The sequence below is a fragment of the Streptomyces sp. NPDC057697 genome, from assembly GCF_042799335.1.
GTDB lineage: Bacteria > Actinomycetota > Actinomycetes > Streptomycetales > Streptomycetaceae > Streptomyces.
The window spans coordinates 200,513-225,201 of sequence record NZ_JBHVJA010000005.1 but is presented as its reverse complement, the minus strand read 5'-3'; the positions used below and the strand labels follow the sequence as shown (position 1 = coordinate 225,201).

Annotated in this window: 21 protein-coding genes and 1 pseudogene; 16 read left to right on the top strand and 6 right to left on the bottom strand. The window is 73.1% G+C overall.

The features are described 5' to 3' along the window. The first annotated feature begins 187 nt into the window (after window positions 1–187). Genes ACFVFH_RS16510 through ACFVFH_RS16440 form a run of 15 tightly spaced genes read left to right on the top strand, consistent with a single transcriptional unit; the run spans window position 188 to window position 17,333 of the window. Window positions 188–2,206 carry a beta-ketoacyl synthase N-terminal-like domain-containing protein gene (locus tag ACFVFH_RS16510; RefSeq protein WP_383769036.1) on the top strand — a complete coding sequence of 673 codons (2,019 nt, stop codon included), beginning with the start codon at window positions 188–190 and terminating at the stop codon, window positions 2,204–2,206. Continuing rightward, the gene (locus tag ACFVFH_RS16505; RefSeq protein ID WP_383768490.1) at window positions 2,203–2,958 is read left to right on the top strand and encodes a thioesterase II family protein; all 756 of its coding nucleotides are present in this window, start codon (window positions 2,203–2,205) and stop codon (window positions 2,956–2,958) included. Before ACFVFH_RS16510 ends, ACFVFH_RS16505 begins: the two co-directional genes overlap by 4 nt. Next, the gene (locus tag ACFVFH_RS16500) at window positions 2,946–3,815 is read left to right on the top strand and encodes a 3-hydroxyacyl-CoA dehydrogenase family protein (RefSeq protein ID WP_383768487.1); all 870 of its coding nucleotides are present in this window, start codon (window positions 2,946–2,948) and stop codon (window positions 3,813–3,815) included. The genes ACFVFH_RS16505 and ACFVFH_RS16500 overlap by 13 nt, the downstream gene beginning before the upstream one ends. Then, window positions 3,808–4,077 carry a phosphopantetheine-binding protein gene (locus ACFVFH_RS16495; protein WP_383768484.1) on the top strand — a complete coding sequence of 90 codons (270 nt, stop codon included), beginning with the start codon at window positions 3,808–3,810 and terminating at the stop codon, window positions 4,075–4,077. The genes ACFVFH_RS16500 and ACFVFH_RS16495 overlap by 8 nt, the downstream gene beginning before the upstream one ends. After that, window positions 4,074–5,258: an acyl-CoA dehydrogenase family protein gene (locus ACFVFH_RS16490; RefSeq protein WP_383768481.1), complete on the top strand. Its 1,185-nt coding sequence runs from the start codon at window positions 4,074–4,076 to the stop codon at window positions 5,256–5,258. Before ACFVFH_RS16495 ends, ACFVFH_RS16490 begins: the two co-directional genes overlap by 4 nt. Further along, window positions 5,255–6,463, top strand: coding sequence for a hypothetical protein (locus ACFVFH_RS16485; protein ID WP_383768478.1), 1,209 nt, complete (start codon window positions 5,255–5,257; stop codon window positions 6,461–6,463). Before ACFVFH_RS16490 ends, ACFVFH_RS16485 begins: the two co-directional genes overlap by 4 nt. After that, window positions 6,460–7,827 (top strand): acyltransferase domain-containing protein, encoded by a 1,368-nt coding sequence (locus ACFVFH_RS16480; protein ID WP_383768476.1) that lies wholly within the window; start codon window positions 6,460–6,462, stop codon window positions 7,825–7,827. The genes ACFVFH_RS16485 and ACFVFH_RS16480 overlap by 4 nt, the downstream gene beginning before the upstream one ends. After that, on the top strand, window positions 7,824–9,233 hold the full coding sequence (locus ACFVFH_RS16475; RefSeq protein ID WP_383768473.1) for a condensation domain-containing protein: 1,410 nt from the start codon (window positions 7,824–7,826) through the stop codon (window positions 9,231–9,233). The genes ACFVFH_RS16480 and ACFVFH_RS16475 overlap by 4 nt, the downstream gene beginning before the upstream one ends. Further along, window positions 9,230–9,469, top strand: coding sequence for an acyl carrier protein (locus ACFVFH_RS16470; protein WP_383768470.1), 240 nt, complete (start codon window positions 9,230–9,232; stop codon window positions 9,467–9,469). Before ACFVFH_RS16475 ends, ACFVFH_RS16470 begins: the two co-directional genes overlap by 4 nt. Beyond that, complete coding sequence (locus ACFVFH_RS16465; protein WP_383768468.1) at window positions 9,466–10,965, top strand: AMP-binding protein; 1,500 nt, start codon at window positions 9,466–9,468, stop codon at window positions 10,963–10,965. Before ACFVFH_RS16470 ends, ACFVFH_RS16465 begins: the two co-directional genes overlap by 4 nt. Next, complete coding sequence (locus tag ACFVFH_RS16460) at window positions 10,949–12,025, top strand: MupA/Atu3671 family FMN-dependent luciferase-like monooxygenase (protein ID WP_383768465.1); 1,077 nt, start codon at window positions 10,949–10,951, stop codon at window positions 12,023–12,025. The genes ACFVFH_RS16465 and ACFVFH_RS16460 overlap by 17 nt, the downstream gene beginning before the upstream one ends. After that, window positions 12,018–12,878: a hypothetical protein gene (locus ACFVFH_RS16455; protein WP_383768462.1), complete on the top strand. Its 861-nt coding sequence runs from the start codon at window positions 12,018–12,020 to the stop codon at window positions 12,876–12,878. Before ACFVFH_RS16460 ends, ACFVFH_RS16455 begins: the two co-directional genes overlap by 8 nt. Then, a complete protein-coding gene (locus ACFVFH_RS16450; RefSeq protein ID WP_383768460.1) occupies window positions 12,875–14,728 on the top strand; it encodes an amino acid adenylation domain-containing protein in 1,854 nt (617 codons plus the stop codon). Before ACFVFH_RS16455 ends, ACFVFH_RS16450 begins: the two co-directional genes overlap by 4 nt. Next, window positions 14,725–16,035 carry a condensation domain-containing protein gene (locus ACFVFH_RS16445; RefSeq protein WP_383768457.1) on the top strand — a complete coding sequence of 437 codons (1,311 nt, stop codon included), beginning with the start codon at window positions 14,725–14,727 and terminating at the stop codon, window positions 16,033–16,035. The genes ACFVFH_RS16450 and ACFVFH_RS16445 overlap by 4 nt, the downstream gene beginning before the upstream one ends. After that, the gene (locus tag ACFVFH_RS16440) at window positions 16,032–17,333 is read left to right on the top strand and encodes an MFS transporter (RefSeq protein ID WP_383768455.1); all 1,302 of its coding nucleotides are present in this window, start codon (window positions 16,032–16,034) and stop codon (window positions 17,331–17,333) included. The genes ACFVFH_RS16445 and ACFVFH_RS16440 overlap by 4 nt, the downstream gene beginning before the upstream one ends. A gap of 26 nt (window positions 17,334–17,359) precedes the next feature. Here the strand turns inward: ACFVFH_RS16440 and ACFVFH_RS16435 are convergent. Beyond that, window positions 17,360–18,321, bottom strand: a pseudogene (locus ACFVFH_RS16435) (agmatine/peptidylarginine deiminase). Between the two features lie 356 nt (window positions 18,322–18,677). Between ACFVFH_RS16435 and ACFVFH_RS16430 the strand changes: the two are divergent. Next, window positions 18,678–19,313, top strand: coding sequence for a TetR/AcrR family transcriptional regulator (locus ACFVFH_RS16430; RefSeq protein WP_383768453.1), 636 nt, complete (start codon window positions 18,678–18,680; stop codon window positions 19,311–19,313). On the opposite strand, the gene ACFVFH_RS16425 is transcribed toward ACFVFH_RS16430, so the two are convergent. Genes ACFVFH_RS16425 through ACFVFH_RS16405 form a run of 5 tightly spaced genes read right to left on the bottom strand, consistent with a single transcriptional unit; the run spans window position 19,242 to window position 24,570 of the window. Continuing rightward, window positions 19,242–20,138, bottom strand: a complete 897-nt coding sequence (locus ACFVFH_RS16425; protein WP_383768450.1) for an ABC transporter ATP-binding protein — start codon at window positions 20,136–20,138, stop codon at window positions 19,242–19,244. The two genes, ACFVFH_RS16430 and ACFVFH_RS16425, sit on opposite strands and share 72 nt — an antisense overlap. After that, window positions 20,131–21,108, bottom strand: coding sequence for an ABC transporter ATP-binding protein (locus ACFVFH_RS16420; protein ID WP_383768447.1), 978 nt, complete (start codon window positions 21,106–21,108; stop codon window positions 20,131–20,133). Before ACFVFH_RS16420 ends, ACFVFH_RS16425 begins: the two co-directional genes overlap by 8 nt. Beyond that, a complete protein-coding gene (locus tag ACFVFH_RS16415; RefSeq protein WP_383768444.1) occupies window positions 21,105–21,956 on the bottom strand; it encodes an ABC transporter permease in 852 nt (283 codons plus the stop codon). The genes ACFVFH_RS16420 and ACFVFH_RS16415 overlap by 4 nt, the downstream gene beginning before the upstream one ends. Further along, window positions 21,953–22,912, bottom strand: coding sequence for an ABC transporter permease (locus tag ACFVFH_RS16410; RefSeq protein WP_383768442.1), 960 nt, complete (start codon window positions 22,910–22,912; stop codon window positions 21,953–21,955). The genes ACFVFH_RS16415 and ACFVFH_RS16410 overlap by 4 nt, the downstream gene beginning before the upstream one ends. Next, on the bottom strand, window positions 22,909–24,570 hold the full coding sequence (locus ACFVFH_RS16405) for an ABC transporter substrate-binding protein (RefSeq protein WP_383768439.1): 1,662 nt from the start codon (window positions 24,568–24,570) through the stop codon (window positions 22,909–22,911). Before ACFVFH_RS16405 ends, ACFVFH_RS16410 begins: the two co-directional genes overlap by 4 nt. Between the last annotated feature and the right edge of the window lie 119 nt (window positions 24,571–24,689).

The window sequence follows — 24,689 nt, the reverse complement described above, 5'->3', positions numbered from 1 at the left end:
CGCAAGAGGAATCGGAACGCACCATTCCCTGATCGCGCGATTCACTGGTGCCGTTCTCCGGTGATCCGTGGCGAAAGGATTCGTCCTCGGTGTGGAACAACCGCTCTCCTCTCTTTCCCTCGCCGGTCCGGACGGCATGGCCGCCCGTCGACCACGACGCATTGGAACGGGGGCTTTCGTGACTGCGATGGACAGGCGGGTCGCCGTCGTCGGTCTGGCCTGCCGGTTTCCCGGCGCGGAGAATCCCGATGAATTCTGGCGCAATCTGCTCGACGGCAAGGACTCGATCACACGGGTCACCGGCCCCGACGGAGTCGCCGCGCGCGGACTGATCGAATCCCCCGAGTGGTTCGACGCGGGATATTTCGGCATCTCGCCGCGCGAGGCCAGGCTGATCAATCCCCAGCACCGGGTGTTCCTGGAGTGCGCCGTGGCCGCGTTCGAGGACGCCGGGCTCGAACCGGGGCGCCGGACCGGTGCCACAGGCGTGTACGCGGGCAGCGGTGAGAACGGGTACGCCCAGCTGCTCAAGGCGAACCGGGCGTCGCTGCCCTCGGTGTCCGACTGGGAGATACGGGTCGCGAACGGGCCCGACTTCCTGTGCGGCCGGGTCGCCCACCGGCTGGGGCTGGGCGGTCCCACGGTGGCGGTGCAGGCCGCCTGCGCCACCGCGCTGGTCGCCGTGCACCTCGCGGTCCAGGGGCTGTTGGCAGGCGACTGCGACCTGGCCCTGGCCGGGGGCGTCAGTGTGCGGGTCCCGACCGGGGTGGGCGGGCCCGACGAGGTGGGGATCCAGGCCCCGGACGGGGTGCTGCGGGCCTTCGACGCCGCTGCCCGCGGACTGGTCGGCGGGGACGGCGTCGGCGTCGTGGTGCTCAAGCGCCTCGCGGACGCGGTGGCCGACGGCGACCGGATCGACGCCGTCGTCCTCGGCTCCGCCGTCAACAACGACGGCGCCGACCGCATGGGCTTCACCGCCCCGGGCGTCGCCGGGCAGGCCGCGGTCGTCGAGCGGGCGCAGCGGACGGCGGGCATCGCGGCGAAGTCGTGCACCTACGTGGAGACGCACGGCACCGGCACCCGGCTCGGCGACCCGGTCGAGATCGCGGCGCTCACCAGGGCGTTTTGCCGGGAGGACCGCGAGGGCGGCCGCGGCGCCGGGCGCCGGGGCTTCTGCGGGATCGGCTCGGTGAAGACCAACATCGGGCACACGGACGCGGCGGCGAGCGCGGCCGGTCTGATCAAGACGGTCCTGGCGCTGAAGCACGGGCTCATCCCGCCCAGCCTGCACTTCACGGAACCCAATCCGGAGATCGACTTCGCGTCGAGCCCGTTCCGGGTGGTCACCGCGGTGGAGGAGTGGCGGCCGGAGGGGATGCCGCGGCGCGCCGGAGTCAGCTCCTTCAGCATCGGCGGGACCAACGCCCACGTCGTCCTCGAACAGCCGCCCGCGGAGCGGGAATCGGGCCACGCGCGAGGCGCGGTGGGCCCGTACGTGCTGCCGCTCTCGGCGAAGTCCCCGCAGGCCCTGGAGGCCGTCACCGCGCGGCTCGCCGAGCACCTGCGCCGGAATCCCGGCGTACCGCTCGCCGATGTGGCCTGGACGCTCCAGACCGGCCGGTGGGAGCACCCCTACCGGCGGTTCGCGCTCGTCCGGGACACCGCGGACGCCGTGCGCGTACTGACCGGCGGGGAACCGGACCGTCTGGTCACCTCGGGCGGCGCGGTCCGGGCTCCGGCACGGGAGCCCGAGGCGCCGCCGGAGGACCCCGGGGCGGCGGGCGCGCTCTGGCTGACCGGTGCCGCCGTCGACTGGGGAGCGTCGCACGGGGACCGGCGGCCGCGCCGGGTCGCCCTGCCCACGTACCCCTTCGAACGCCGGCCGTTCACCGCGGGGCCCGCCGTCCGCGGCGCCCCGGCGCCCGTACCGGCCGCGGCCGCCCCCGCCGGTCCGCCGCCCGCCGGAACGACGACGTACGACCTGGTCGCCGCGCTCTTCGCCGGGATCCTCGACCTGCCCGAGGTCGAGCCGGACGAGAGCTTCTTCGACCTGGGCGGCGACTCCCTCACCGCGACCCGGCTGGTGGCCGGGGTCCGCGAGAGGTATCCGGTGGAGCTCGCGCCCAAGGAGCTGTTCGCGGCGCCCACCGCCGAGGAGTTCGCCGCGCTGATCGACACGCGGCTCGCCCGGGGGCGTACGCCGTGACGGGGTGGACCGTCCGCAGGCGCCGCCGCCCGGACGCCGCCGCCTCCCTCTACTGCTTCCCGCACGCCGGGGGGCTGCCGGGCGAGTATCTGCGCTGGTCCGACGAGCTGCCCGAGGTGCAGGTCTGGGGCGTGCACCTGCCCGGCCGGACCACGCGCCGGGCGGAGCCCCCGTACACCCGGATGGACGAGCTGGTGGACGCCCTGGTGTCGGCCGTCGACTTCGGCCGGGACCGGCCGTTCGCGTTCTTCGGGCACAGCCTCGGCGCCCTGGTGGCCTTCGAGGTGGCGAAGGAACTGCGCGCCAGGGGACGGGAGGTACCGGGACGGCTGCTGGTGTCCTCCTGCCCGGCCCCGCCGCTGCCGCCCGCCGCGCGGCCGGTGCACGGACTGCCGGACGACGAACTGCTCGAAGCGATCGAGCGGGGCACCGGCGAGTCCCTGGCCCATCTGCGGGAGGACGCCGGGCTCCGGGAGCACGCGCTCGCGAGCTTCCGGGCCGACTACGCCCTGCTCGACCGGTACCGCCCCCGGCGGGCCGAACCCCTGGGCTGTCCGCTCACCGTCCTCGCCGGCAGCGAGGAGCCGTGGGCGGCCTGGCGGGACGGCTGGGCCGCGCACACGCGCGCGGGCACCGAGCTGCGGGTGGTGCCCGGGGGCCACTTCCACTTCCGCGAGAGAAAGGCCGACGTCCTGTGTGTGCTGCGGGATTCCGTACCGACGACGAAGGGGGACCGCGGGTGGACCGCATAGGTGTGGTGGGCGCCGGCACGATGGGGCGCGGGGTGGCACAGCTGTTCGCGGAGCACGGGCACGAGGTCGTGCTGGTGGACGTGGCGGAGCACGCCCTGTCGTCGGCGCGGGACGAGATCGCCAGGAACGTACGGTTCGCTCCGCTGGTCCGTCCGGGGACACCCGCGCGGGACCCGGCGGAGGTGACCGGCCGGATCGATTTCACCGTGGAGCCGGAGCGGCTGGGCCGGGTGGACTTCCTGATCGAGAACGTCACCGAGGACTGGGAGGTCAAGCGGCCGCTGTACGGCGGGCTGGACACCGTCTGCCGCCCCGGGGTCCCCTTCGGCGTGAACACGTCCGCGATCCCCATCACCCGGGTCGCCGCGCTCACCGGCCGGGCCGATCGCGTCATCGGGATGCACTTCATGAACCCGGCGCACCTCAAGCCCACCGTCGAGCTGATCCGCGGCCACCACACCTCGGACGGGACGGTCTCCCGCACCCGGTCGCTGCTCGACGGCGTCGGCAAGGGGCACGTCCTGGTGGAGGACTCCTCGGGCTTCGTGACCAACCGCGTCGCGATGCTCACCATCAACGAGGCGGTCTTCCTGCTCCACGAGGGGGTCTCCACCGCGGCGGACGTGGACCGTCTGTTCAAGGAGTGCTTCGGGCACGCGATGGGGCCGCTGGAGACCGCGGACCTCATCGGCCTGGACACCGTCCTGCTGTCCCTGAAGGTGCTCTGCGACCACTTCGGCGACCCCAAGTACCGGCCCTGTCCGCTGCTCACCCGGCTGGTCGACGCCGGTCTGCACGGGCGCAAGACGGGACAGGGCTTCCATTCCTACGAGTCGGGAGAACGACGCAATGGCTGACGCGCCGACTGACGAAGACAAGGCCCTGATCCGGGAGTTCCTCGACGGGCATGTGCACGGTGTGGTGGTGGAGGACGACGAGGACCTGTTCGCCTCGGGGCTGGTGAACTCGCTGTTCGCCGTGCAGCTGGTGATGTGGGTCGAGCGGACCCATGGGCTGCGGACCTCGGGCGAGGACCTCGACTTCGCCAACTTCCGTTCGATCGACGCCATCGCGGGGTTCGTGGCGCGCAAGAAGGCCCTCGTCGGAGGCGGCGCGTGATCGTCGAGCCCTCCCCCGAACAGCTCGCGCTGCGCCGGGAGATCATCGCGTTCGCCCGTACGGAGCTCGGCCGTGACGCGGCGGCGGCCGACCGCGGGGCCCGCTTCCCCCGGGAGGACTGGCAGCGCTGCGCCGACTTCGGCGTGCTGGGCTGGCCGGTGCCCGAGGAGTACGGCGGACGCGGCTTCGACCCGCTGACGACCGCCATGGCCCTGGAGGCGCTGGGCTACGCCTGCCCCGACAACGGCCTGGTGTTCGCGGTCGACAACCACCTCTGGGGCTGTGTGATCTATCTGCTGCTGCACGGCGACGAGGAGCAGAAGCGGCGCTTCCTGCCCGGTCTGTGCGACGGCACGCTGGTGGGCGCCCACGCCCTGTCGGAGCCGGAGGCGGGTTCCGACGTCCTCGGCATGACCACCACCGCGGAGCGGGACGGCGACGGCTACCGGCTGACCGGCACCAAGTGCTTCATCAGCAACGGCCCGGTGGCGGACGTCTTCGTCGCTCTCGCCCGCACCGGTACGGCCACGGACACGGGCCGGCAGAACCAGCTGTCGGCGTTCCTGGTCACCGCCGATCTGCCCGGCGTGGTCAAGAAGCGCGAGCTGCCGAAGATGGGGCTGCGGACCACGCCGATGGGGGTCGTCGAGTTCGACGGCACCCCGGTGCCCTCGGCGAACCTGCTCGGCCGGGAGGGCTCCGGCTACCCGGTCTTCTCCTCGACCATCGAGTGGGAGCGGTCCTTCATGTTCGCCTCGAAGGTGGGTGCCATGGAGCGGCTGCTGGAGAGCTGCGTCCGGCACGCCAACACCCGCCGCCAGTTCGGCCGGACGCTCGGCTCGCACCAGGCGGTCTCGCACCCGATCGCCGACATGAAGATCCGCCTCGATCTGGCGAAAATGCTGCTCTACCGCGTGGGCTGGCTGAAGCGGGAGGGGCGGATCGCCCTCCAGGAGGCCACCATGGCCAAGATCTTCATCAGCGAGGGCCTGGTCGACACGGCGAGGGCCGCCGTGGACCTGCACGGCGCCCGGGGCTATCTGGAGGAGTACGGCATCGAACGCGAGCTGCGCGATGCGCTCGGTGGCCCGATCTACGCCGGGGCGAACGCGGTGCAGCGCGGTATCCTCGCCGAACTCCTCGGTGTGCGCGGGGCGTTGTCGGGAGGCGGGCCGCGATGACCACGAGGACCACCACGGTCAGGCTCCCGCTGGAACCGGCACTGCCCGTCGAGCTCGCCCAGGAGCTGTCCCAGCGGGTCTACTTCGTCTCCGACACCATCACCGGCTTCTCCCTGGTCCGCTCGGCGGACGTCATCACGGCCGTGGACGTCGACGTCGACGCGCGGGAGGAGACGGCGGTCGACACGGCCGGACTCACGCGGCGGATCAATCTGATGACCGCCAACGACCTGGTCGGCCAGCGGATCACGGAGCCCAAGGTGGTCTGGCGCGCCGCCGGGCCGGGTCCGGTGACGGACGTGTTCGACGAGCTGGTGGCCCGGGGCGGCGCCGTGGAGGCGGGCGAGGGCCTGATCGGTGTCGGTGAGCCCGTGCTGTCGCTGATGGACCACCTGGACTCGCTCCTGCGCGCCCTGGTCGCGGAGGAGTTCGGCGCCCGGGAGTACCGCTACCCGACACTGATCTCCGCCGATGTGCTGCGGCGCACCGGCTACTTCGAGTCCTTCCCGCAGATGGTGATGTCGGTGTCCCGGCTGCACGGCGACATCGACAGCTACCGCGGCTTCCTCGACGCCCTCGCGGGCGGCGACGACCTCCAGTCGGCGCTGGGCGCGCACAGCGGCGGCTTCGACCACTGCCTGCCGCCCACCATGTGCTTCCACACGTACCACCAGTTCGCGGACGCCCCGCTGCCGGCACCGTCGGCGGTGGTGACCGCGCGCGGGAAGTCGTTCCGCAACGAGTCCCGCTACCGGCGCTCCCTGGAGCGGCTCTGGGACTTCACCATCCGCGAGGTCGTCTTCCTCGGCACGCCGGAGTTCGTGCTCGACGCGCGCAGGCGCCTGATGGAGCGGGCGTACGGGCTGGTGGACGCGCTCGGTCTGGGCGGGCGGTGCGAGGTGGCCGGCGATCCGTTCTTCCTCAACGACACGACCGCGTCGCGCGCCTGGTCGCAGCGGCTGCTGGAGCTGAAGTACGAACTCCGGCTTCCGCTGGGCGGGGAGCGCGAGGTGTCCGTCGGCTCGTTCAACTACCACGAGCAGTTCTTCGGCAGGTCCTTCGGGATCGACGGCGCGGGCGGCGAGCCGGTCTTCACGGGGTGCGCCGGGTTCGGTCTGGAGCGGTTCGCCTACGCGTTCCTGTGCCGGCACGGGCTGGACCCCGCGCACTGGCCGCGGGCCGTACGGGCGGCGGTGGCGCCATGACCGTACGCGCACCCGTGTCCGCGCCCGCGCGCCTGCTGACGCTCTGCGCCCCCACCCCGGACCTGCTCGAACGGGCCACGGACGATCTCGCGGACCGGCTCGACGCCATGGGCGGGGCGGACTTCGCACGGCTGCCCGCCGTGCCCGCTCCCCCGGCGGCGCCAGGCGCGGTACGGCGTGCCGTGCTCGCCGACTCGCCGCAGCGCGCGGCACGCCGGCTGCGCGGGCGGGACGTGCGGCGGGTCTTCACCGGCGGCCCCGGGGACACGGCCTCCCGGGTCTACCTCTTCTCCGGGGTGGGCGACCAGTACCCGGGGCTCGGCGCGGGTCTGTACCGGTGTCTGCCGGTGTTCCGCGAGGAGCTGGACCGCTGCTTCCGGATGCTCGCCGACGAGCACGGCCTGGACCTGCGTCCCGTCCTCTTCCCCCCGGAGCCCCCCGCGGACTCCCCCGGCCCCGGCCCGGCGGAGCTCTTCGACCGGCCCCCCGAGCCGCAGGAGATCCACCGCACGGTCGTGGCCCAGCCTCTGCTGTTCGCGCTCCAGTACGCGCTGGCACACGCCCTGACCGGGCTCGGCGCCGGGCCGTCCGCCCTGGCGGGCTACAGCGTCGGCGAGTACACGGCCGCCTGCGTCGCGGGGGTGTTCCCCCTCCAGGACGCGCTGCGCCTGGTGACCGAGCGGGCGCGGCTCGTCGACGAGCTGCCACCGGGCGCGATGCTCGCGGTCGCGGACGGGCCGGAGGCCCTGGACGGACCGCTGGGCGCCGCCGCGGACCGGGCGCTGTCGCTCGCCGCGCTCAACGGTCCGCAGCAGACCGTGCTGTCCGGGACCGTCGAGGCGGTCGAGGAGGCCGCCCTGCGGCTGACCGCGGCGGGGGTGCCCTGTCGGCGGCTCGCCACCGCGCACGCCTACCACTCGGCCATGACCCGGGCCCTGACCGGTCCGCTGGAGGAACTGCTCGCCACCGTGCCGCTCGCCCCGCCCGCCGTCCCCCTGCTGTCCAACGTGACCGGCACCTGGCTGCGGGACGAGGAGGCGACGGACCCGGCCCACTGGGCGCGGCAGCTGTCCCGGACCATCCGGTTCTCCGACGAGCTGGCGGAGATCTGGCGCCTGCCCGCTCCGCTGCTCGTCGAGTTCGGCCCCGGCCAGGCGCTCACCCGGCTCGCCCTCGGCCACCCGGACCGTCCGGCGGACGCGATCGCCTCGGTCGTCCAGACCCTGCCGGGCCGTCTGGAGAGCCGTACGGAACGGGAGGTGCTGCTCGCCGCGGCCGGGCGGCTGTGGGCGGCGGGCGCGGCGGTCGACTGGGCCGCCCTGGCCGGGGAGCCGGCCGACGCACTCACCGAGGAGCTCGGATGAACGATGTCACCGGCATCCGGCCGGTACCCCGCGACGGTTCCGTACCGCTGCCGCTGTCGAGCGCACAGGAGCGGCTCTGGTTCATGCAGCGGCTGCACCCCGGCATGCTCGCCTACCAGTTCCAGGCGGTGCTCGACCTCACCGGGACGCTCGACCCCGGGGTGCTCGCCGCCGCCCTGACGGAGGTGGTCCGGCGGCACGAGGTCTACCGCACCACCTTCGCCGACGGCCCGGACGGCCCGGTCCAGGTGGTGCACCCGCCGCACCCGGTGGAACTCCCGGTGGAGGACCTGCGCGGCACGGGGCGGGAGGCCGCGGAGGTGGTCCGCGAGGCGGTCCGGGCCGAGATCCCGGTGGACCGGCTGCCGCTGGTGTGCTGGCGGCTGCTGCGGACCGCGGAGGACCGCTGGACCCTGCTCCATCGGGAACACCATCTCGTCCATGACGGCTGGGCGTTCAACCTCTTCGTCGACGAACTCTGCGCGCTGTACCGGGCGTACGCCGCGGGCGAGCCGTCGCCGCTGCCCGAACCGGCCGTCCAGTTCGCCGACTTCGCGGTCTGGCAGCGCTCCTGGCTGGACAGTCCGGCCGCCGAGGCGCAGCTCGCGTACTGGCGCGAACAGCTCGACGGCGTGCCGTACCGCCTCGATCTGGCCACCGACCGGCCCCGCACCCCGGCCCGCCGGTTCGCCGGTGACGCGCCGCGCTTCACGGTCCCGGAGGAACTCGCCACCGCCGTACGGGCGTTGGCGACGCGTGAGCGGGTGCCGCTGTTCACGGTGATGCTCGCCGCGTTCGAGGTGCTGCTCACCGGCTGGTCGGGCCAGGACGACTTCTGCGTCGCCACGGGCATGGCGGCCCGCACCCGGCCCGAGACCGACGGCCTGTTCGGCATGCTGGTCAACACCGTGGCGCTCCGGGCCGATCTGCGCGGCGACCCGACCTTCCGGGAGCTGCTCGGGCGGGTGCGGACGACGACCTTCGGCGCGCTGGAGAACCAGGAGCTGCCCTTCGACCGGGTGGTCGCGGCGCTGCGCCCGCCCCGGATCCGGGGGCGCCAGCCGATGTGCGAGGTGCTGTTCGCCTTCCACGACTCGCCGTCGCGGACGGCCGCGATCCCCGGGCTGGACGTCCGGGTGACGCCCGGTGTCACCAATGGCAGCGCCAAGTTCGATCTCAATGTCATCGCGATCCCCCGGGCCGAGCAGACGATCGGGCAGGGGGGCCGGACCGGGACCCAGGCGATCGAGTTCATCTGGGAGTACGACCAGGACCTCTTCGACGCGGCGACGGTGGAGCGCGCCGCCGGACGGTACGAGGAGCTGCTCGCCGCGGTGACCGCGGATCCGGGGACCAGGATCTCAGCACTGACCGGCGACGGCCGGCAGGGGGAGGACAGGACGTGAGCGACGAGGACGAGCTGATCGGCCCGATCCGGGAGCTGTGGGCCGAGACCCTGGGCGCCGACGCCGAGGAGATACCGCTCGACGTGGGCTTCTTCGACGCCGGCGGCAACTCGCTGCTGCTGCTGTTGCTGTGGGAGCAGCTCAACGAACTGACACCCGGCGAGTTGCGCGCCACGGACCTCTTCGAGCACCCGACCGTACGGGGGCAGGCGGCGTTCCTGCGGAGCGGCGCATGACCCGCGGGCTGTGGGAGGTGTTCGCGGCCGCCGCGGAGCGCCACCCGGACTCCGTCGCCGTCGAGTTCCCGGACGGGCCGGGCGGCGGCACGGTCGGCTACCGCGAGCTGCGGCGGGGCGCGGAGGCGGTCGCGGAGCGGATCGCCGCCGCGCACGGCCCGGTGGCCCGGGTCGGTCTCCTCGCCGCCCGCGGCCGGGTCGCGTACACGGGCTATCTCGCGGCGCTGCGGCTCGGCGCCGCGGTCGTGCCGCTGGGCCCCGACTACCCCGCGGCGCGCAACCGGGACATCTGCGAGGCGGCCGGGGTGGACGTGGTGGTGGCCGACGCCGCCGCCGTGGGGCGCGGCGGGACCGGGTGGGCCGCCGACCGCCCCGTACTGCGGTTCACGGACGACGAGGTCCGGGCGGCCGGGCCCGACGGGTGGCTCGCGCCGCACGAGGCCGATCCGGAGCGGCTCGCCTATCTGCTGTTCACCTCGGGCACGACCGGCCGGCCCAAGGGCATCCCGATCCGCCACCGCCAGGTGCTGCCGTTCCTCGCGCACAACATCGCGCGTCACGGGGTCGGCCCGGACTGCCGGATGTCGCACACCTTCGACCTGACCTTCGACCTTTCGGTGTACGACCTCTTCGTCACCTGGGGCGGCGGGGCGACGCTCGTGGTGCCCTCCCGCACCGAGCTGTTCGCCCCGGTCGACTATCTGACCGGCCGGAAGCTCACCCACTGGTTCTCGGTGCCCTCGGCCGTCTCGGTGGGCGCGGGCTTCGAGCGGCTCGCCACCGGGCGCCCTTCGGCGCTGCGCCACAGCGTCTTCTGCGGCGAGCAGCTCACCCTGGACCAGGCGCGGGCGTGGCACGCCGTGGCGCCCGGCTCGACCATCGACAACCTCTACGGCCCCACCGAACTGACCATCGCCTGCGCCGAGTTCAGACTGCCCGAGGCCCCCTCGCGGTGGCCGGAGACCTCCAACGGGACCGTTCCGGTCGGCCGGGTGTACGAGCATCTGGAGTACCGGATCGCCGGGGAGACGGGTGAGCTCCTGGTACGCGGGTCCCAGCGGTTCGACGGCTATCTGGACCCGGGCGACGACGAGGGCCGGTTCACGGCCGACGGCTTCTTCCGCACCGGCGACCGGGTCCGGGCCGAGGACGGGCAGCTGGTCCATCTGGGCCGGCTCGACGACCAGCTGAAGGTCCGCGGCTACCGGGTCGAGCCGGGCGAGGTGGAGGCCGCGCTGCGCCGCCTGGACGCGGTGGACGAGGCCGTGGTGCTCGGTGTCGCGCGGGACGGCGTCACCGACCTGGTGGCCTGCTACACGGGGCGGGCGGCCACCCGGCCCGAACTGATCCGCGCGCTGCGCGGAGGACTGCCGATCCATCTGGTGCCCCGCCGCTTCGAGCACCTGGGTTCCCTGCCCCGCAACGCCAACGGCAAGGTGGACCGGGGCGCGCTCCGCAGACTCGTCAGTGAGGTCACCGATGACGCACTCGCCTGACCCCGTGACCGGGCCGGAACCGTCCCGGGGCATGGACTTCGGCCTCTTCTACTTCGCCAGCGACAGCGCGGAGATCACCGGGCCCCGGTACCGGCTGCTGCTGGAGGGGGCACGGTTCGCCGATGCCCACGGCCTGGCCGCGGTGTGGACTCCGGAACGGCACTTCCATCCCTTCGGGGGCCTGTATCCGAACCCCGCGGTGACCGGGGCGGCGGTCGCCGCCGTCACGGAGCGCGTGGCGATCCGCGCGGGCAGCGTCGTGGCGCCGCTGCACCATCCGCTGCGCATCGCCGAGGAGTGGGCCGTCGTGGACAACCTCTCGTCCGGACGGGTCGGGGTGTCCTTCGCGTCCGGCTGGCACGCGGCGGACTTCGCGCTGTGCCCGCAGGCGTACGCGGACCGCAGGAAGCTGCTGACGGAGCGGGTGCGGCAGGTGCGTGAGCTGTGGCGGGGCGAGTCGCTGACCCTGCCGGACGGGACCGGGACCGAGCGGAAGGTCTCCGTCCATCCCCGGCCGGTGCAACCGGAGCTGCCGACCTGGATCACCAGCGCGGGCGGCGTGGAGACCTTCCGGGCCGCCGGGGCCATGGGGGCGGGCATCCTGACCCACCTCCTCGGCCAGGACCTGGACGACCTCGCCCACAAGATCGGCGCGTACCGCGCGGCGGGCGGCCGGCATGTGGCCCTGATGGTGCACACCTATCTGGACGACGACGAGGAGCGGGTCAGGGAGCTGGTGCGGGAACCGCTGCTGCGCTATCTGCGCGGCTCGCTCGGGCTGCTGCTCGGCTCGGGGCTGGACGGCAGACGCCGGATCGACCCCGCGAAACTGCACTCGTCCGACCTGGAATTCCTGGTACAGCGCTCCTTCGACCGCTATGTCGACGACTGCGGTCTGCTCGGCTCACCGGCGACGGCGGCCCGCGGGATCGAGCGGCTGCGCCGGATCGGGGTGGACGAGATCGCCTGCCTCATCGACTTCGGACTGCCGGCCGGGACCGTCCTGAAGGGTCTCGAACGGATCGCCGACCTGAACGCCCGGGAGCAGGCCCATGGCTGACCGTGTGAAGAAGACCGTACGGCTGGACGATCCCGTCTTCGCCGCGGCGGTCGCCGGACTGCGGGTGCCGGGCATGGGCACCGAGGCGGTCGCCCCCTTCCTCGCCGGGCTGATCAGGATGGTGCGGCCCCGCCGGGTCCTGGAGGTCGGGATGGGCTACACCACCCCGTTCCTGGCGGCGGCGCTGGCCGGGGCCCGGGAGGAGGCCGACGAGGAGTCACGGCTCCTCGCCGCCAAGACCCGGCCGTACCTGAGCGGTGGAACCCCGCTGGACGACGACTGGCTGCGCGCCGAACCGGCGCTCGCGGCCCCGGCGGCCCATCTGGAGCCGTACCGGCCGCGGTTCGTGGCGGTGGACGACCGGTCGATCCCGGAGTCCTCCGCGGACCGGGTCGAGGACGTGCTGGCGGGGCTCGGGCTCGCCGGACAGGTCACCGTCGTGGACGCGCCGCTGCGCGAGGCCGACGCCGCGCTGCCGCCGGACTTCGAGCCGATCGGCCTGGCGTGGGTCGACGCGTGGGACTGTCTGTACTTCCTGGACCACTTCCTCGACCGGATCGATCCGGCGGGCGGGGTCGTGGTCCTGCACTATCTGATGACCTATCCGGAGGGCGAGGCGATCCTGCGCTATCTCGCCGGGCTCCAGCGGGCACGGCCGGGCGAGCTGGAGGTCATGAACCTCCTGGAGTCGCACAAACTCCGGCAGAACAGCGTCACGATGATCCGCCGGACCGCCGTCCCCGCACCGCGGCTGGCCGGTCCCGGCGGCCGGATCCGGTACGACGGCGAGCTGCGCGCGTGCGCCGAGGCGCACGCCGATTCCCTCGACAGAGAAGCGGAGAACGACGAATGAGCATCCTGCGCGGCGCCACTCCCCCCTGGCCGCACGACGCGTCCATACCCGAGGTCTTCGCCGAACAGGTGCGGGCCCGACCGGACGCACCGGCCGTCGTGGACGCCGGACGCACCCTCACGTACGCGGAGCTGGACGCCCGCTCCGACCGGCTGGCGGGGCTGCTGCGCGGCCGGGGCGCCGGCGACGGCGCCCGGGTGGGCGTGCGGCTGGAACGCGGGCACGGGCTCGTCACGGCGGTGCTCGGGATCCTGAAGGCCGGCGGCGCCTACGTACCTGTCAGTCCCGGCTACCCCCAGGAGCGGCGGGAGGCCATGCTGACCGCCGCCGGGGCGACGGTGGTGGTCACCGCCGACGAACTGTCCCTGGCGGAGCGCGCGGAGGCGGGCGCTCCGGCGGGTACGGGGGCGGCAGCGGGGGTACAGGCCCCGGCCGGACCGACGCGGCCCCCCACCGGCTCGGCCGTACAGGCACCGACCGCCACCGGCTCCCGCCGTCCCGCGTACATCCTGTTCACCTCCGGCTCCACCGGCCGCCCCAAGGGCGTCGTCGTCGAGCACCGTTCGGTGCTGCGTCTGGTCCGGGGCGCCGACTACATGGAGTTCGGCCCGGACGAGCGCATCGCGCAGGTGGCCGACTCCTCCTTCGACGCCTTCACCTTCGAGGTGTGGGGCGCGCTCCTGAACGGCGGCACGGTCGTCGTGGTCCCGACTGCGACGGTGCTGTCACCGGGCGCGCTGGGCAAGGCCCTCGCGGAGCACCGGATCACCTCGATGTTCCTCACCTCCGCGCTCTTCACCACCGTGATGACCGACCGGCCCGACAGCTTCGCCGGCCTGCGGAACCTCCTGGTCGGCGGCGACGTCCTGAACGTCGCCGCGGCACGCCGTCTGCTCGACGCGGAACCGTCCGCCCGCCCGGCCCGGTTCGTCAACGCCTACGGCCCGACCGAGACCACCACCTTCGCCGTCTGCGGCAGCGTGAGCGGGCTTCCCGAGGACGCCCGCTCGGTACCGATCGGCCGGCCCATCGCCCATACCGACTGCTACGTCCTCGGCGAGGACCTGGCGCCGGTCGGGGAAGGGGAGAGCGGCGAGCTGTTCATCGGCGGGCCCGGCGTGGCCCGCGGCTACACCGGGCAGCCGGAGCAGACCGAGGAACGCTTCCTGCCGGACCCGTACGCGACGGAGGACGGCGCCCGCATGTACCGCACCGGGGACCTGGTGCGCGTCCTGGCGGACGGGCGGCTCGACTTCCTCGGACGGGTCGACGACCAGCTGAAGATCCGCGGCTACCGGGTCGAGCCGGGCGAGGTGGCGGCGGCCCTGAGCCTGCACCCGGAGGTCCGCGACGTGGTGGTGGTCGCCGACGAATCGGCGGGCGAGCGGCGGCTGGTGGCCCATCTCGCCCCGGCCGTCCCCGGTGGGTCACCGACCGGGCTGCGGGAGTTCCTGGCGGGCCGGCTCCCGGAGTGGATGATCCCGTCCGCCTTCGTGGTCGTCCCCGCGCTGCCCCTGACGACCAGCGGCAAGGTGGACCGGGCCGCGCTGGCGGCGGTCCCGGCGGGCGCCGGGGGCGGGGCCCGCGTACCGCCCCGGAGCGGTCTGGAGCGGGATCTGTCGGCGCTCGCCGCCGAGCTGCTCGGCCTGGACTCGGTCGGCGTGACCGACGACTTCTTCGCGCTCGGCGGCCACTCGCTGCTCGCGATGCGGCTGCTGTCCCGGACCAACGACGCCTTCGGGGTGCAGGTGGGGCTGGGCGAGTTCCTCTACGACCCGACGGTCGTCCGGCTCGCGGCCGAGGTGTCCGCGCAGCTTCCGGCCGGAACCCGCGACGAGGTGTCCCCGTGACCGGTGACCACCCGGTCTCCTGTGCGCAGAAGCGGCTGTGGATCCTGGACCGGCTCCATCCGGACTGCCCGGCCTACACCGTCCCGGTCGTCCATCGGATCAGCGGGCGCCCGGACGTCCACGCGCTGGAGGGGGCGCTGAGCGAGCTGGTCCGGCGGCACGCGGTGCTGCGTACCGGCTACCGGACGGCCCGGGGCGCCGTGCGCCAGACCGTCCGGCCCGCGGAGCCGGTGGCGCTCCCCCGGGTGGACCTGACCGGACACGAGGACCCGGAGGCCGAGGCGGAACGGCTCGGCAGGGCCGAAGCCCTGCGGCCGTTCGACCTCGGGGGCGGCCCGGTGCTCCGGGCGCTGCTCCTCACGACGGCCCCCGACCGCCACACACTGCTCCTGACGCTCCATCACATCGCGTGCGACGGATGGTCGCTCGTCGTGCTGGAGAACGAGCTGTCGGCCTGCTACGAGGCCCTTGCCGCCGGTCGTACGCCCGAACTTCCGCCGCTGTCCGAGCAGTACACGGACTTCGCCCGATGGCAGGCGGACCGGGTCGCGGGCGACGCCCTGGACCGCTCCCGCGACCACTGGGGCAAGCACCTCGACGGCCTTCCGGCGCGGGCGGGCCTGCCGTGCGACCACCCCCGCCCGGCGGTGTGGAGCTTCGCGGGCGCCCATGTGCCCTTCGCGGTCGGCCCGGAGGTGGTCGAGCGGACGGACCTGCTGGCCCGTGCCTGCGGGACCACCCCGTACGCCGTGCTGCTCGCCGCGTTCGCCGCCCTGGTCCGCGCGGAGGGCGGCGGCCCGGAGGCCGTGATCGGCGCTCCGGTGGCGCTGCGGGAGCGGGAGAGCCACTTCTCGCTCATCGGCATGTTCGGCAACACGGTCGTCCACCGGCTGGCGGTGCCGGACGGGACGGTCTTCCGCGATCTGGTGCTGCGCGCCCGCGACGAGAGCCGCGACGCACTCGCCCACCAGTCGTTGCCGTTCGAGCTCCTGGTGGAGGAGCTGAACCCGGTGCGGGACCCGGGCACCAATCCGCTCTTCCAGCTGATGTTCGGCTACCAGCCCGCGGCGCCGCCCGGCCTGCGGCTCCCGGGCTGCCGCATCGCCCGGGGGTTCGGGGACACCGGGACCGCGAAGGTCGACCTGTCCCTGTCGCTCACCCGGGAGGGCACCGGCTGCACCGGACGCCTGGAGTACAGCACCGACCTGTTCGAGGAATCCACCGCGCGACGGCTCGCCGCGCGCTACGTCACCCTGCTCGCCGAGTTCACCTCCCAGCCCCTGCGACCCATCGGATCGGTACTGTGACCGCGACCCCACCCGAGACCGGGCGCCCGTCCCTGCTGCGCCACCGCGACTTCATGCTGTTGTGGAGCGGCCAGACGGTCAGCGAGATCGGCTCCACGATCACCCCGTTCGCGCTGCCGTTCATCGCCGTCACCGCGCTCGACGCCTCCAACTTCCAGGCCGGTCTGCTCACGGCGCTCGGTTCGCTGGCGTTCCTGCTCGTCGCGCTGCCCGCGGGCGTGGTGGTGGACCGGGTCGCCCGGCACCGGCTGATGATGTGGTGCGACATACTGCGCGCCGTGGTCATCGCGACGGTGCCGGTGGCCTGGTACCTGCACACACTGACCCTGACCCACCTCTGCGCGGTGGCACTCGTCACGGGCTCCCTGACGGTGTTCTTCGACGTGGCGTACCAGAGCTATCTGCCCGTCCTCGTCGACACGGACTCGCTGATCGACGCCAACGGCAAGCTGGGCACGACGAGTTCCTCGGCGGCGACCCTCGGTCCCACCCTCGCGGGCGTCCTGGTGGCCGCCGCCGGAGGGGCCAGGGCGCTGGCCGCGGACGCGGTCTCCTTCCTCGTCAGTGCGGTGTCGCTGTTCCTGATCCGGACACCCGAACCGAAGCCCGTCCGCCCGGAGGGCCCCCGGCCGTCCTTCCGCGAGGACATGGGCGAGGGGCTCGGCTTCGTGCTCCGCCATCCGGTGCTGCGCCGGATCGTCGCCTGCACCGGGACGGTGAACCTGTTCGCGCACATGGCCCTGGCGATGGAGATGCCGTTCCTGATCAGGGTCCTCGGGCTCTCCCCCGGCCGGGCCGGTCTGCTCCTCGCCCTCGGGCCCGTCGGCGGCGTCGTGGGCGGACTGCTCGCGGGGCGGCTCGCCCGCGCCGTGGGCTCGGCCCGGATCATCTGGCTGGCCCCCCTGGTTCTCGGCCTGCCCTCCTTCCTCACCCCGCTCGCGTACCCGGGGTGGCGGGTGGTCCTGTACGGGATCGGCTGGTTCTCCTTCACCTTCGGCGCCGTCGTCTACAACACCGCCCAGGTCACCTACCGGCAGCAGATCTGCCCGACGGAGCTGCTCGGCCGGATGAACGCGGCGGTGCGCTGGATCGTCTGGGGCACCATCCCGCTGGGCGCGCTCCTCGGCGGCACGTTCGCGACCTGGTACGGCCTGCGCGCCACCCTGTGGATCGGCCTCGTCGGTTCGAGCCTGGGCGGCCTGTGGGTGCTCTTCTCCCCGCTGCGGAGCCTGCGTGACGTGGAGCCCACGACGCCCGGCACGAGTGCCGGGGTCACGGCCGCGTCCTCGGCCGACTGACCCCGGCCGCTTTGTGCGTTCACCGGCTACGGCACGGGCTGCTGCTGGGTGACGCAGTGGATTCCGCCGCCGCCGCTGCCGAGGCGGTCGATGTCGAGCTGTTCGATGACGCGGTCCGGGTAGAGACGGGCCAGGGTCGCCTTCGCCTCCCGGTCCGCCGCCGTGTCGCCGAACTGGCCGGAGACGACAGCCCCGTTGCACAGGTAGTAGTTGGCGTAGGAGGCGAGGAAGTCCCTGTTGGTGGAGCGGATCTTGTCGTAGTCGGGGCCCTGGAGCTTGGTCACCGACATCGGGCCGCCGCTCGCCGTGGTGGCGGCGGACAGGGTCTGGTACTGCCGGCGCGCGTCCTTGGCGTAGACGTCGGTGTCCGTCGCCAGGGGCATCTGGACGAGCGCCTGCCCGGGGCGCGGAAGCGCGAGGTGGCGTCGACGTGGTCGTCGGTGATGTCCTGCCCGGACACCCCGTCGAACCAGATCACCTTGGAGGCCCCGTACGCGGCGCACATGGCGGTTTCGAGCTGTGCCTGTGACATGCCGGGGTTGCGCTTGGAGCTGATGAGGCTGCTGCGGGTCGCCATCAGGGTGCCGGCGCCGTCCTGTTCGATCGCGCCGCCCTCCCCGACCAGGCCCGCGGAAGTGAACGGGACTCCGGCGTAGGCGGCGATGCGCTCGGCGACGAGGGCGTCCTTGGCGTGGGTCTGCTTGTTGCCCCAGCCGTTGAAGTTCAGTCCGACCGCGTCGAGGCCGCCGGCCCTGTCGGTGCGGAAGACCGGGCCGCTGTCGCGCATCCAGCAGTCGTCGACCGGGATGGAGCCGATGACGGTCACCGAGGGGCCGCACTTGGACCGGGCGTCGGCCGCGCTGCCGGAGTTGGCGCACATGACGACGGGCTCGTACTTGGCGATGGTCCGTGCGATCAGCGCGATGTCGGCCTGCACGCCGCCGAGCAGCTTGCGCCCCCAGATCGCGGTGCTGTCCGGCCAAGCCATCCAGGTACGGGTGTGGCGTACGTCCTCGGCCGGGACGCCGAAGGGGCCCGCCGGAGCGGCCTGGGCATGCGGCGACGCGGCCAGGGACCGCCCCTCGGCCGCCGCGAGGGCCGCGCCCGCGGCGGTGAGCCCCGCCGCCGCGAGGAACCCGCGCCTGCCCATGCCCCCGCCCCGCGCATGGGCGACTGGGTGCTCGTTCATAGGGATCTCCTCTGTCGTCCTGGCCCACCGACGTGGCGCGGTGGGAGCCTGAAAACTAAAACTGACCGAGCGCTCGGTCAATACTTTGGACGGCGAATCTCCCGGGTTCCCGCAACGCCGCAGGTGGCGGTCGGGGTGCTCGTTAGAGTGACCGCATGGCAGCATCCGCGAAGGGCCCCCAGAAGCTCACCCCTCCCCCCGCCCGGCCGGGGCGGACGCGCGTGTCGGCGAAGGGCGAGCAGACCCGCGCGCGGCTCATCGCCGCCGCCCGGACCCTGCTGGCGGGCGAGATGAGCGAGCGCTTCACCACGCGCAACGTGGCGGCGCTGTGCGGTGTTTCGCACGGTATGTGCCACTACCACTTCCAGGATCGCACCGATCTCGTCCTGGCCGTCGTCGAGGACATCCGCCCCGAGTGGATCGCCCCGCTGGAGGCGGCCGTCTCCGCGCCCGGCACGTTCGCCGAGCGCGCCGAGCGCGTGGTCGACCTGCTCGGCCGCCCCGAGGGCACGGATCTCGCGCACCTGCACTCGGCGCTGCACTGGCACGCCCTCAACGACGACCGGGTGCGGGAATCCCTGGCAGCCGAGTACCGGCGCTGGCGCACCGCTTTCGTCGACCTCTTCCAGGTCCTGGCCGACGAGCGGGGCGGGCACCTCGATCCCCGGCCGCTGGGCGAGGCCGTCGCCGCCGCCGTCGACGGCCTCGCCGCCGCGGAGTCACTGGACGCCGGGGTCGACACCGGGCCGGTCCTGCGGGCCCTCCTCCTCACGCTCGCGGCCGGTGCCTGAGCCGGTCGTGACCGGCCGCAGCGCCCGGCGGGCGGCCGAGATCGCTTCCGGGTCCCAGCCGGGGCGAGGTACGGACTCCAGCAGGAGCCGCGTGTAGGGGTGCCGGGGCGCGGCGAGCACCTCGGCCGTGGAGCCCGCCTCGATGACCGCACCGTGGCGCATGACGACGATCTCGTCGGTGACGCACCGGACCACGCCCAGGTCGTGGGTGATGAAGAGGTACCCGATCGAGGTCTGCTCCCGGATGTCGGCCAGGAGGTTGAGGATCTGCGCCTGCACCGACACGTCCAGTGCGGCGACCGCTTCGTCCAGGACGAGTACGGCGGGCTCGACGGCCAGGGCTCGGGCGATGGCCACCCGCTGGCGCTGTCCGCCGGAGAGCTGACGCGGCAGCGCCTCGGCGGCGCGGGTCCCGAGGCCCACCTGGTCGAGGAGTTCGCGGATGCGCTCCTTCGGGTCGCGCCCGGGGAAGTGGAGCCGCAGCGTCTCGCGGAGAACCGCCTCGACGCTCGTCCTCGGATCGAGGGAGAGGTAGGGATCCTGGAAGACCATCTGCACCTCGCGGGCTCGGGCCAGACGCCCCGCCCGGCCCCGTCCGGCACCGCGCTCCCGTCCGGCGCGGGACCGGCCGCGCACCAGGACCTCGCCCTCGTCGGCCCGTTCCAGGCCCACGACGATCCGGGCGGTGGTGGTCTTGCCGGAGCCGGACTCGCCCACGATGCCGAGGGAGCCGCCCTCCGGCAGGGCGAAGGACACGTCGTCCACGGCGCGCACGGCGCCGAAGGTCCGTCGCAGGCCCTTGACGGCCAGTACGTTCTCAGGCATCGACGGCGCTCCCTTCGAGCCGGTCGCTGTGGTGGCAGGCGACGTGGTGTTCCGGCCCGCCCGGGGCGGGCAGCGCCTGCGGTGCGTCCCGCTCGCAGAGCTCCGTCGCGAGGGGGCACCGGGCGGCGAAGGCACAGCCGTGCAGTGCCTGGCGGAGGTCGGGTGGCTGGCCGTCGATGGCGGTGAGCCGCCCCCGGGGCCCTTCCATCCGGGGGGTGGAGGCGAGCAGGGCAGCCGTGTACGGGTGGCGGGGCCGCGCGAAGAGAACGTCCGCGGGGCCGCTCTCGGCGATCCGTCCCGCGTACATGACGTAGACGCGGTCGCTGATGGCCGCGGCGAGGTCGAGGTCGTGGGTGACGAACAGCAGCCCGGTGCCGAAGCGTTCGCGCAGCCGGCTCAGCAGGGCGACGACCTCGGCCTGGGTGGTGACGTCCAGCGCGGTGGTGGGTTCGTCGGCGAGCAGCAGAGCCGGGTCTCCCATGAGGGCGGCGGCGATCATGACGCGCTGGAGCATGCCGCCGGACACCTGGCCGGGGTACTTGCGCAGGGCGGAGGCGTCCAGGCCCACCGCCTCCAGGAGTTCACAGGCGCGGGCCGTGGCGTCCGCCCGGCTCATGGTCCCGGTCAGCCGCACGCTCTCGGTGAGGAAGTCGCCGATGGGGCGGAGCGGATTGATGGCGGCGCGCGGGTCCTGGAAGATCATGGCGACCGTGCCGGTGCGCAGGGCGCGCAACTGCCCGGCGTCCATGGTGAGCACGTCCCGGCCGTCGACCCGGACGGCGCCCGCGGTGACGGCGCCCGGTGGCAGCAGCCGCAGCGCGCTGCGGGAGGTGAGCGTCTTGCCGGAGCCGGACTCGCCGACGAGTGCGACCGTCTCGCCGGCGCCGACGGTGAGGTCGACGCCGTCGAGGACCGGGCGGGCGGTGCCGGGCAGCGTGATCCGCAGCCCCTGGATGTCGAGTGTGTTCATCGGTCCCTCCGGGCGACGCGGTCGGCCCAGCGTTCCCCCACCACGTTGAACGCGACGACGGTCAGCACGATGAGCACGCAGGGCAGGATCGCGGACAGCGGGTAGCCGCGCTGGATGGCGGTCTGTCCGTCGAAGACCATGCGGCCCCAGTCGGGGGTGAGCGCGGGGATGCCGAGTCCGAGGAAGGAGAGGCCCGCGAGATCCATCAGGGCGTAGCCGAAGTTGATGGCGGACTGGGCGAGGACGACGGGGGCGACATTGGGCAGGATGTGGCGAAGACAGATCTGGAGGCCGGAGTGGCCCTGGACCCGGTAGGCGCTGACGTAGGGGCGTTCGCGTTCGGCCAGGACCAGTGAGCGGGTCAGCCGGGCGACGTAGGGCAGGTAGGCGATCGCGAGGGCGACGACCGGGGCGAGCCCTTCTCCGTGGATCGAGATGATGAGGATCGCCAGCAGCATTCCGGGGAAGGCGAAGACCAGTTCGGTGCTGCGCGAGAGCACGGAGTCCAGCCAGCCGCCTTTCCAGGCCGCGGCCGTCCCGACGACGACGCCCGCGACGGTGGAGAAGACGATCACCCCGAGCGGGCCCAGCAGGGAAGCGCGCGCGCCGGTCAGAAGCCGGGAGAGGGTGTCCCGGCCCGCCACGTCCACACCGAGCGGATGATCACCGGAGGGGCCGGCGAGCGCGTTGCCCAGGTCGACGGCGTTGGGGTCGTGCGGTGCCAGCACACCGGCGAGCAGCGCTCCGGCGACGACGAGGACCGCGAACCCCAGACAGCAGAGATGGAGTGGTGACCCGGCCGAGCGGATCCGGGCGAGGCCGGGTCGGCGGGTGAGGACGGCGGTCATGCGGCGGACCTCCTCGATCCGAGGGCGATCCGCGGGTCGACCAGCGGCATCAGCAGGTCGACGGCGAGGTTCACGATCATGAACAGGGCCACGATGATCAGGGAGACGGCCTGGACGGTCGGGAAGTCCTTGGTCGTGGTGGACAGTTCGAGGAGCTGTCCGATGCCGCCGACGCTGAAGGCGCTCTCCACCAGGATCGTGCAGACCAGCAGCGTCGAGACGATCAGACCGCCGGTGGTCAGTACGGTGCCCAGCGAGTTGCGGAACACATGCCGGCGGATGACCTGTCGCTCCGGCACCCCCCGGCTGCGGGCCACGGTGACGTGTTCGCCGTCGAGGGCCTCCAGCATCGCCGAGCGGGTGACCCGGGCGAGCAGGCCGATCAGGTAGAGGGCGAGCGCGATGGCGGGCAGGGTCAGGTGCCAGAGCTGGTCGAGGAAGCCGTCGCCCGCGCCGCCGCTGGGAAACCAGCCGAGCTTGACGGCGAACAGCCCCTGGAGCAGCACCGCCGCGACGAAGGACGGGGTGCCGACGGCGAACGTGGTCGTGACGAGGACGGCGGAGTCGGTGGCGCCGCCGCGTACGGCCGCGATCCGGCCGAGGACGAGGCCGATGACGACGACCACCACCAGCGCCATGGCGACCAGCAGCAAAGTGGTGGGCAGGCGGTCGGCCAGGAGCCGGGAGACGTCGGTGCGGTAGGTGATCGACCGGCCGAAGTCGCCGTGTGCCATATCGCCCAGCCAGCGCAGGTACCGGACGAGAAAGGGATCGTTGAGGTGGTACTGCGCGTCGATCGCGGCGAGTGCCTCCGGCGAGGCGGAGCGGCCCGAGAGCAGAAAGCTCGCGGGGCTGCCCGGCGCCAGATACATCGCGCCGAAGACCACGAACGACGCACAGAGCAGGGTGGCGGTCATCTCCGCCAGCCGCCGTACGGCGAATCTCGTGAAGCTCACTGGGCAGCCCCCACATCGGCCGCCCACGGGTAGTACATGTACGAGATCGTGGTGGGCGCTCCGGTGATCCTCTTGTTGAGGAAGACCGAGGTCGGCCACTCGGCGACCGGGATCCACAACAACTGGTCGGCGGCGCGCTTCTGGAGCCGCGCCTCGATCGTCATCCGCCGGTCCGGGTCGTAGGCGGCGGTCGCCCGGTCGACGAGGTCGTCGTACCGCTTGTCGCTGTAGCCGGCGAAATTCATGTACGAGCCGGTCTTGAAGTTCGACAGCAGGTCCAGCGGGTCGGTGATCGAGTCGTAGTAGGTGAGCGGGAACATGTCGATGCCCTTGCGCGCCCCGGCGTCGGTGAACAGTGCGGTGAAGGCGTTCGGGGCGATGGTCTTGAGCTTGATGTCCAGGCCGATCCTGGTGCCCGCCGCCTGCACGGCGGTGGCGAGCACGGAGACGTCCTGGCCGATGGAACTGGTGGCGACGGTCAACGTCCTGCCCTCGGCGCCGGCCTGTTTGATCAGTGCCTTCGCCTTCTCGATGTCCGGGGCGGTCGGCGGCAGTCCGTCCAGCGCGGCCTTACGGACCTGCCCGGAGGCGCCGGCCCAGGCGGCACGGGTGGTGAGGGAGCTGGTGACGGTCCCCACGCCCCCGAGGGCGGACCGGACGAAACCGGTGCGGTCCAGGGCCAGGGAGAGCGCCCGGCGGACTCGGACGTCGCCGAGCGGTCCCTTCATGTCGGTGACGTTGACACTGACCGTGCTCAGTCCCTCGCCGAAGTACAGGGTGCCGGTTCTGCTGCCGCGCAGCCGGTCGTAGCTCTCGGTGGGGATCAGGTAGCCGCCGTCGGCCTCGCCGCTGAGGAAGGCGTTGGTGCGGGCGGAGGGGTCGGTCAGGAAGCGGAAGACGACCTTGCCGGACTTGGCCCTGGTGCCCCAGTAGCCGTCGAAGCGGTCGAGTTCGATCGACTCGCCCTTGTTCCAGGTGCCGAGCCGGAACGGGCCGGTGCAGTCGAGCCCGCCGGAGGTGCCGTAGTTCCTGCCCGCCGCCTCGACACCCGCCTTGGAGGCCACCACACCGGCGGCGGTGGCCATGTACTGGGGGAATTGGGAGTCGGGCTTCTTGAGCTCCACGGTGACCTGAAGCGGACCGGTCTTCCTGACCGAGGCGACGTTCTGGAACACCTGGGCCCACGCGGCGGCGTTGTGCGGGTCCATCTGCCGGCCCAGGCTGAAGACCACGTCGTCGGCGGTCATCTCCCCGCCGTTGTGGAAGCGGACGTGCGGACGGAGCTCGTAGACCCAGGTGGTGGGGTCGGGGTTCGTCGCCTTCCGCGCCAGGCCGGGCTCGGTCCTGAGCCCTGGTGTCCAGCGCATCAGGCTCTCGCACACGTTGGAGAGAACCGTGTTCTGCGGGTAGTCGAACGCGACGGTGTAGTCGAGCGTGGGCGGCTCCGCGTAGGTCGCCCAGGTGAAGGAGTCGATCTCCCCCTCGGCCTTGGGCGTCTGCCGGGACAGGGTGAAGTCGCCGGAGGCGCCCTCGCCGTTCCTGGGCGGTCCGGAGCAGGCAGTGAGCAGCGCCAGGGCGGACAGGACGGCCGTCGCGGCGACGAGCCGGACGGGCACGCCGCGGCTGCGTCTGCTGGTGCGGGGTGAGGGTGTGGTCATCGTCGCGCTCTCTTTCCGTACGGCGTGGCCGTACGTGCACGGGGGAGGCTGCCGGACCGCCGGGACGGTCCGGCAGGAGCGGGCGGTGGGGTCAGGGGCCCGGGGGCGTTCCGAAGGCG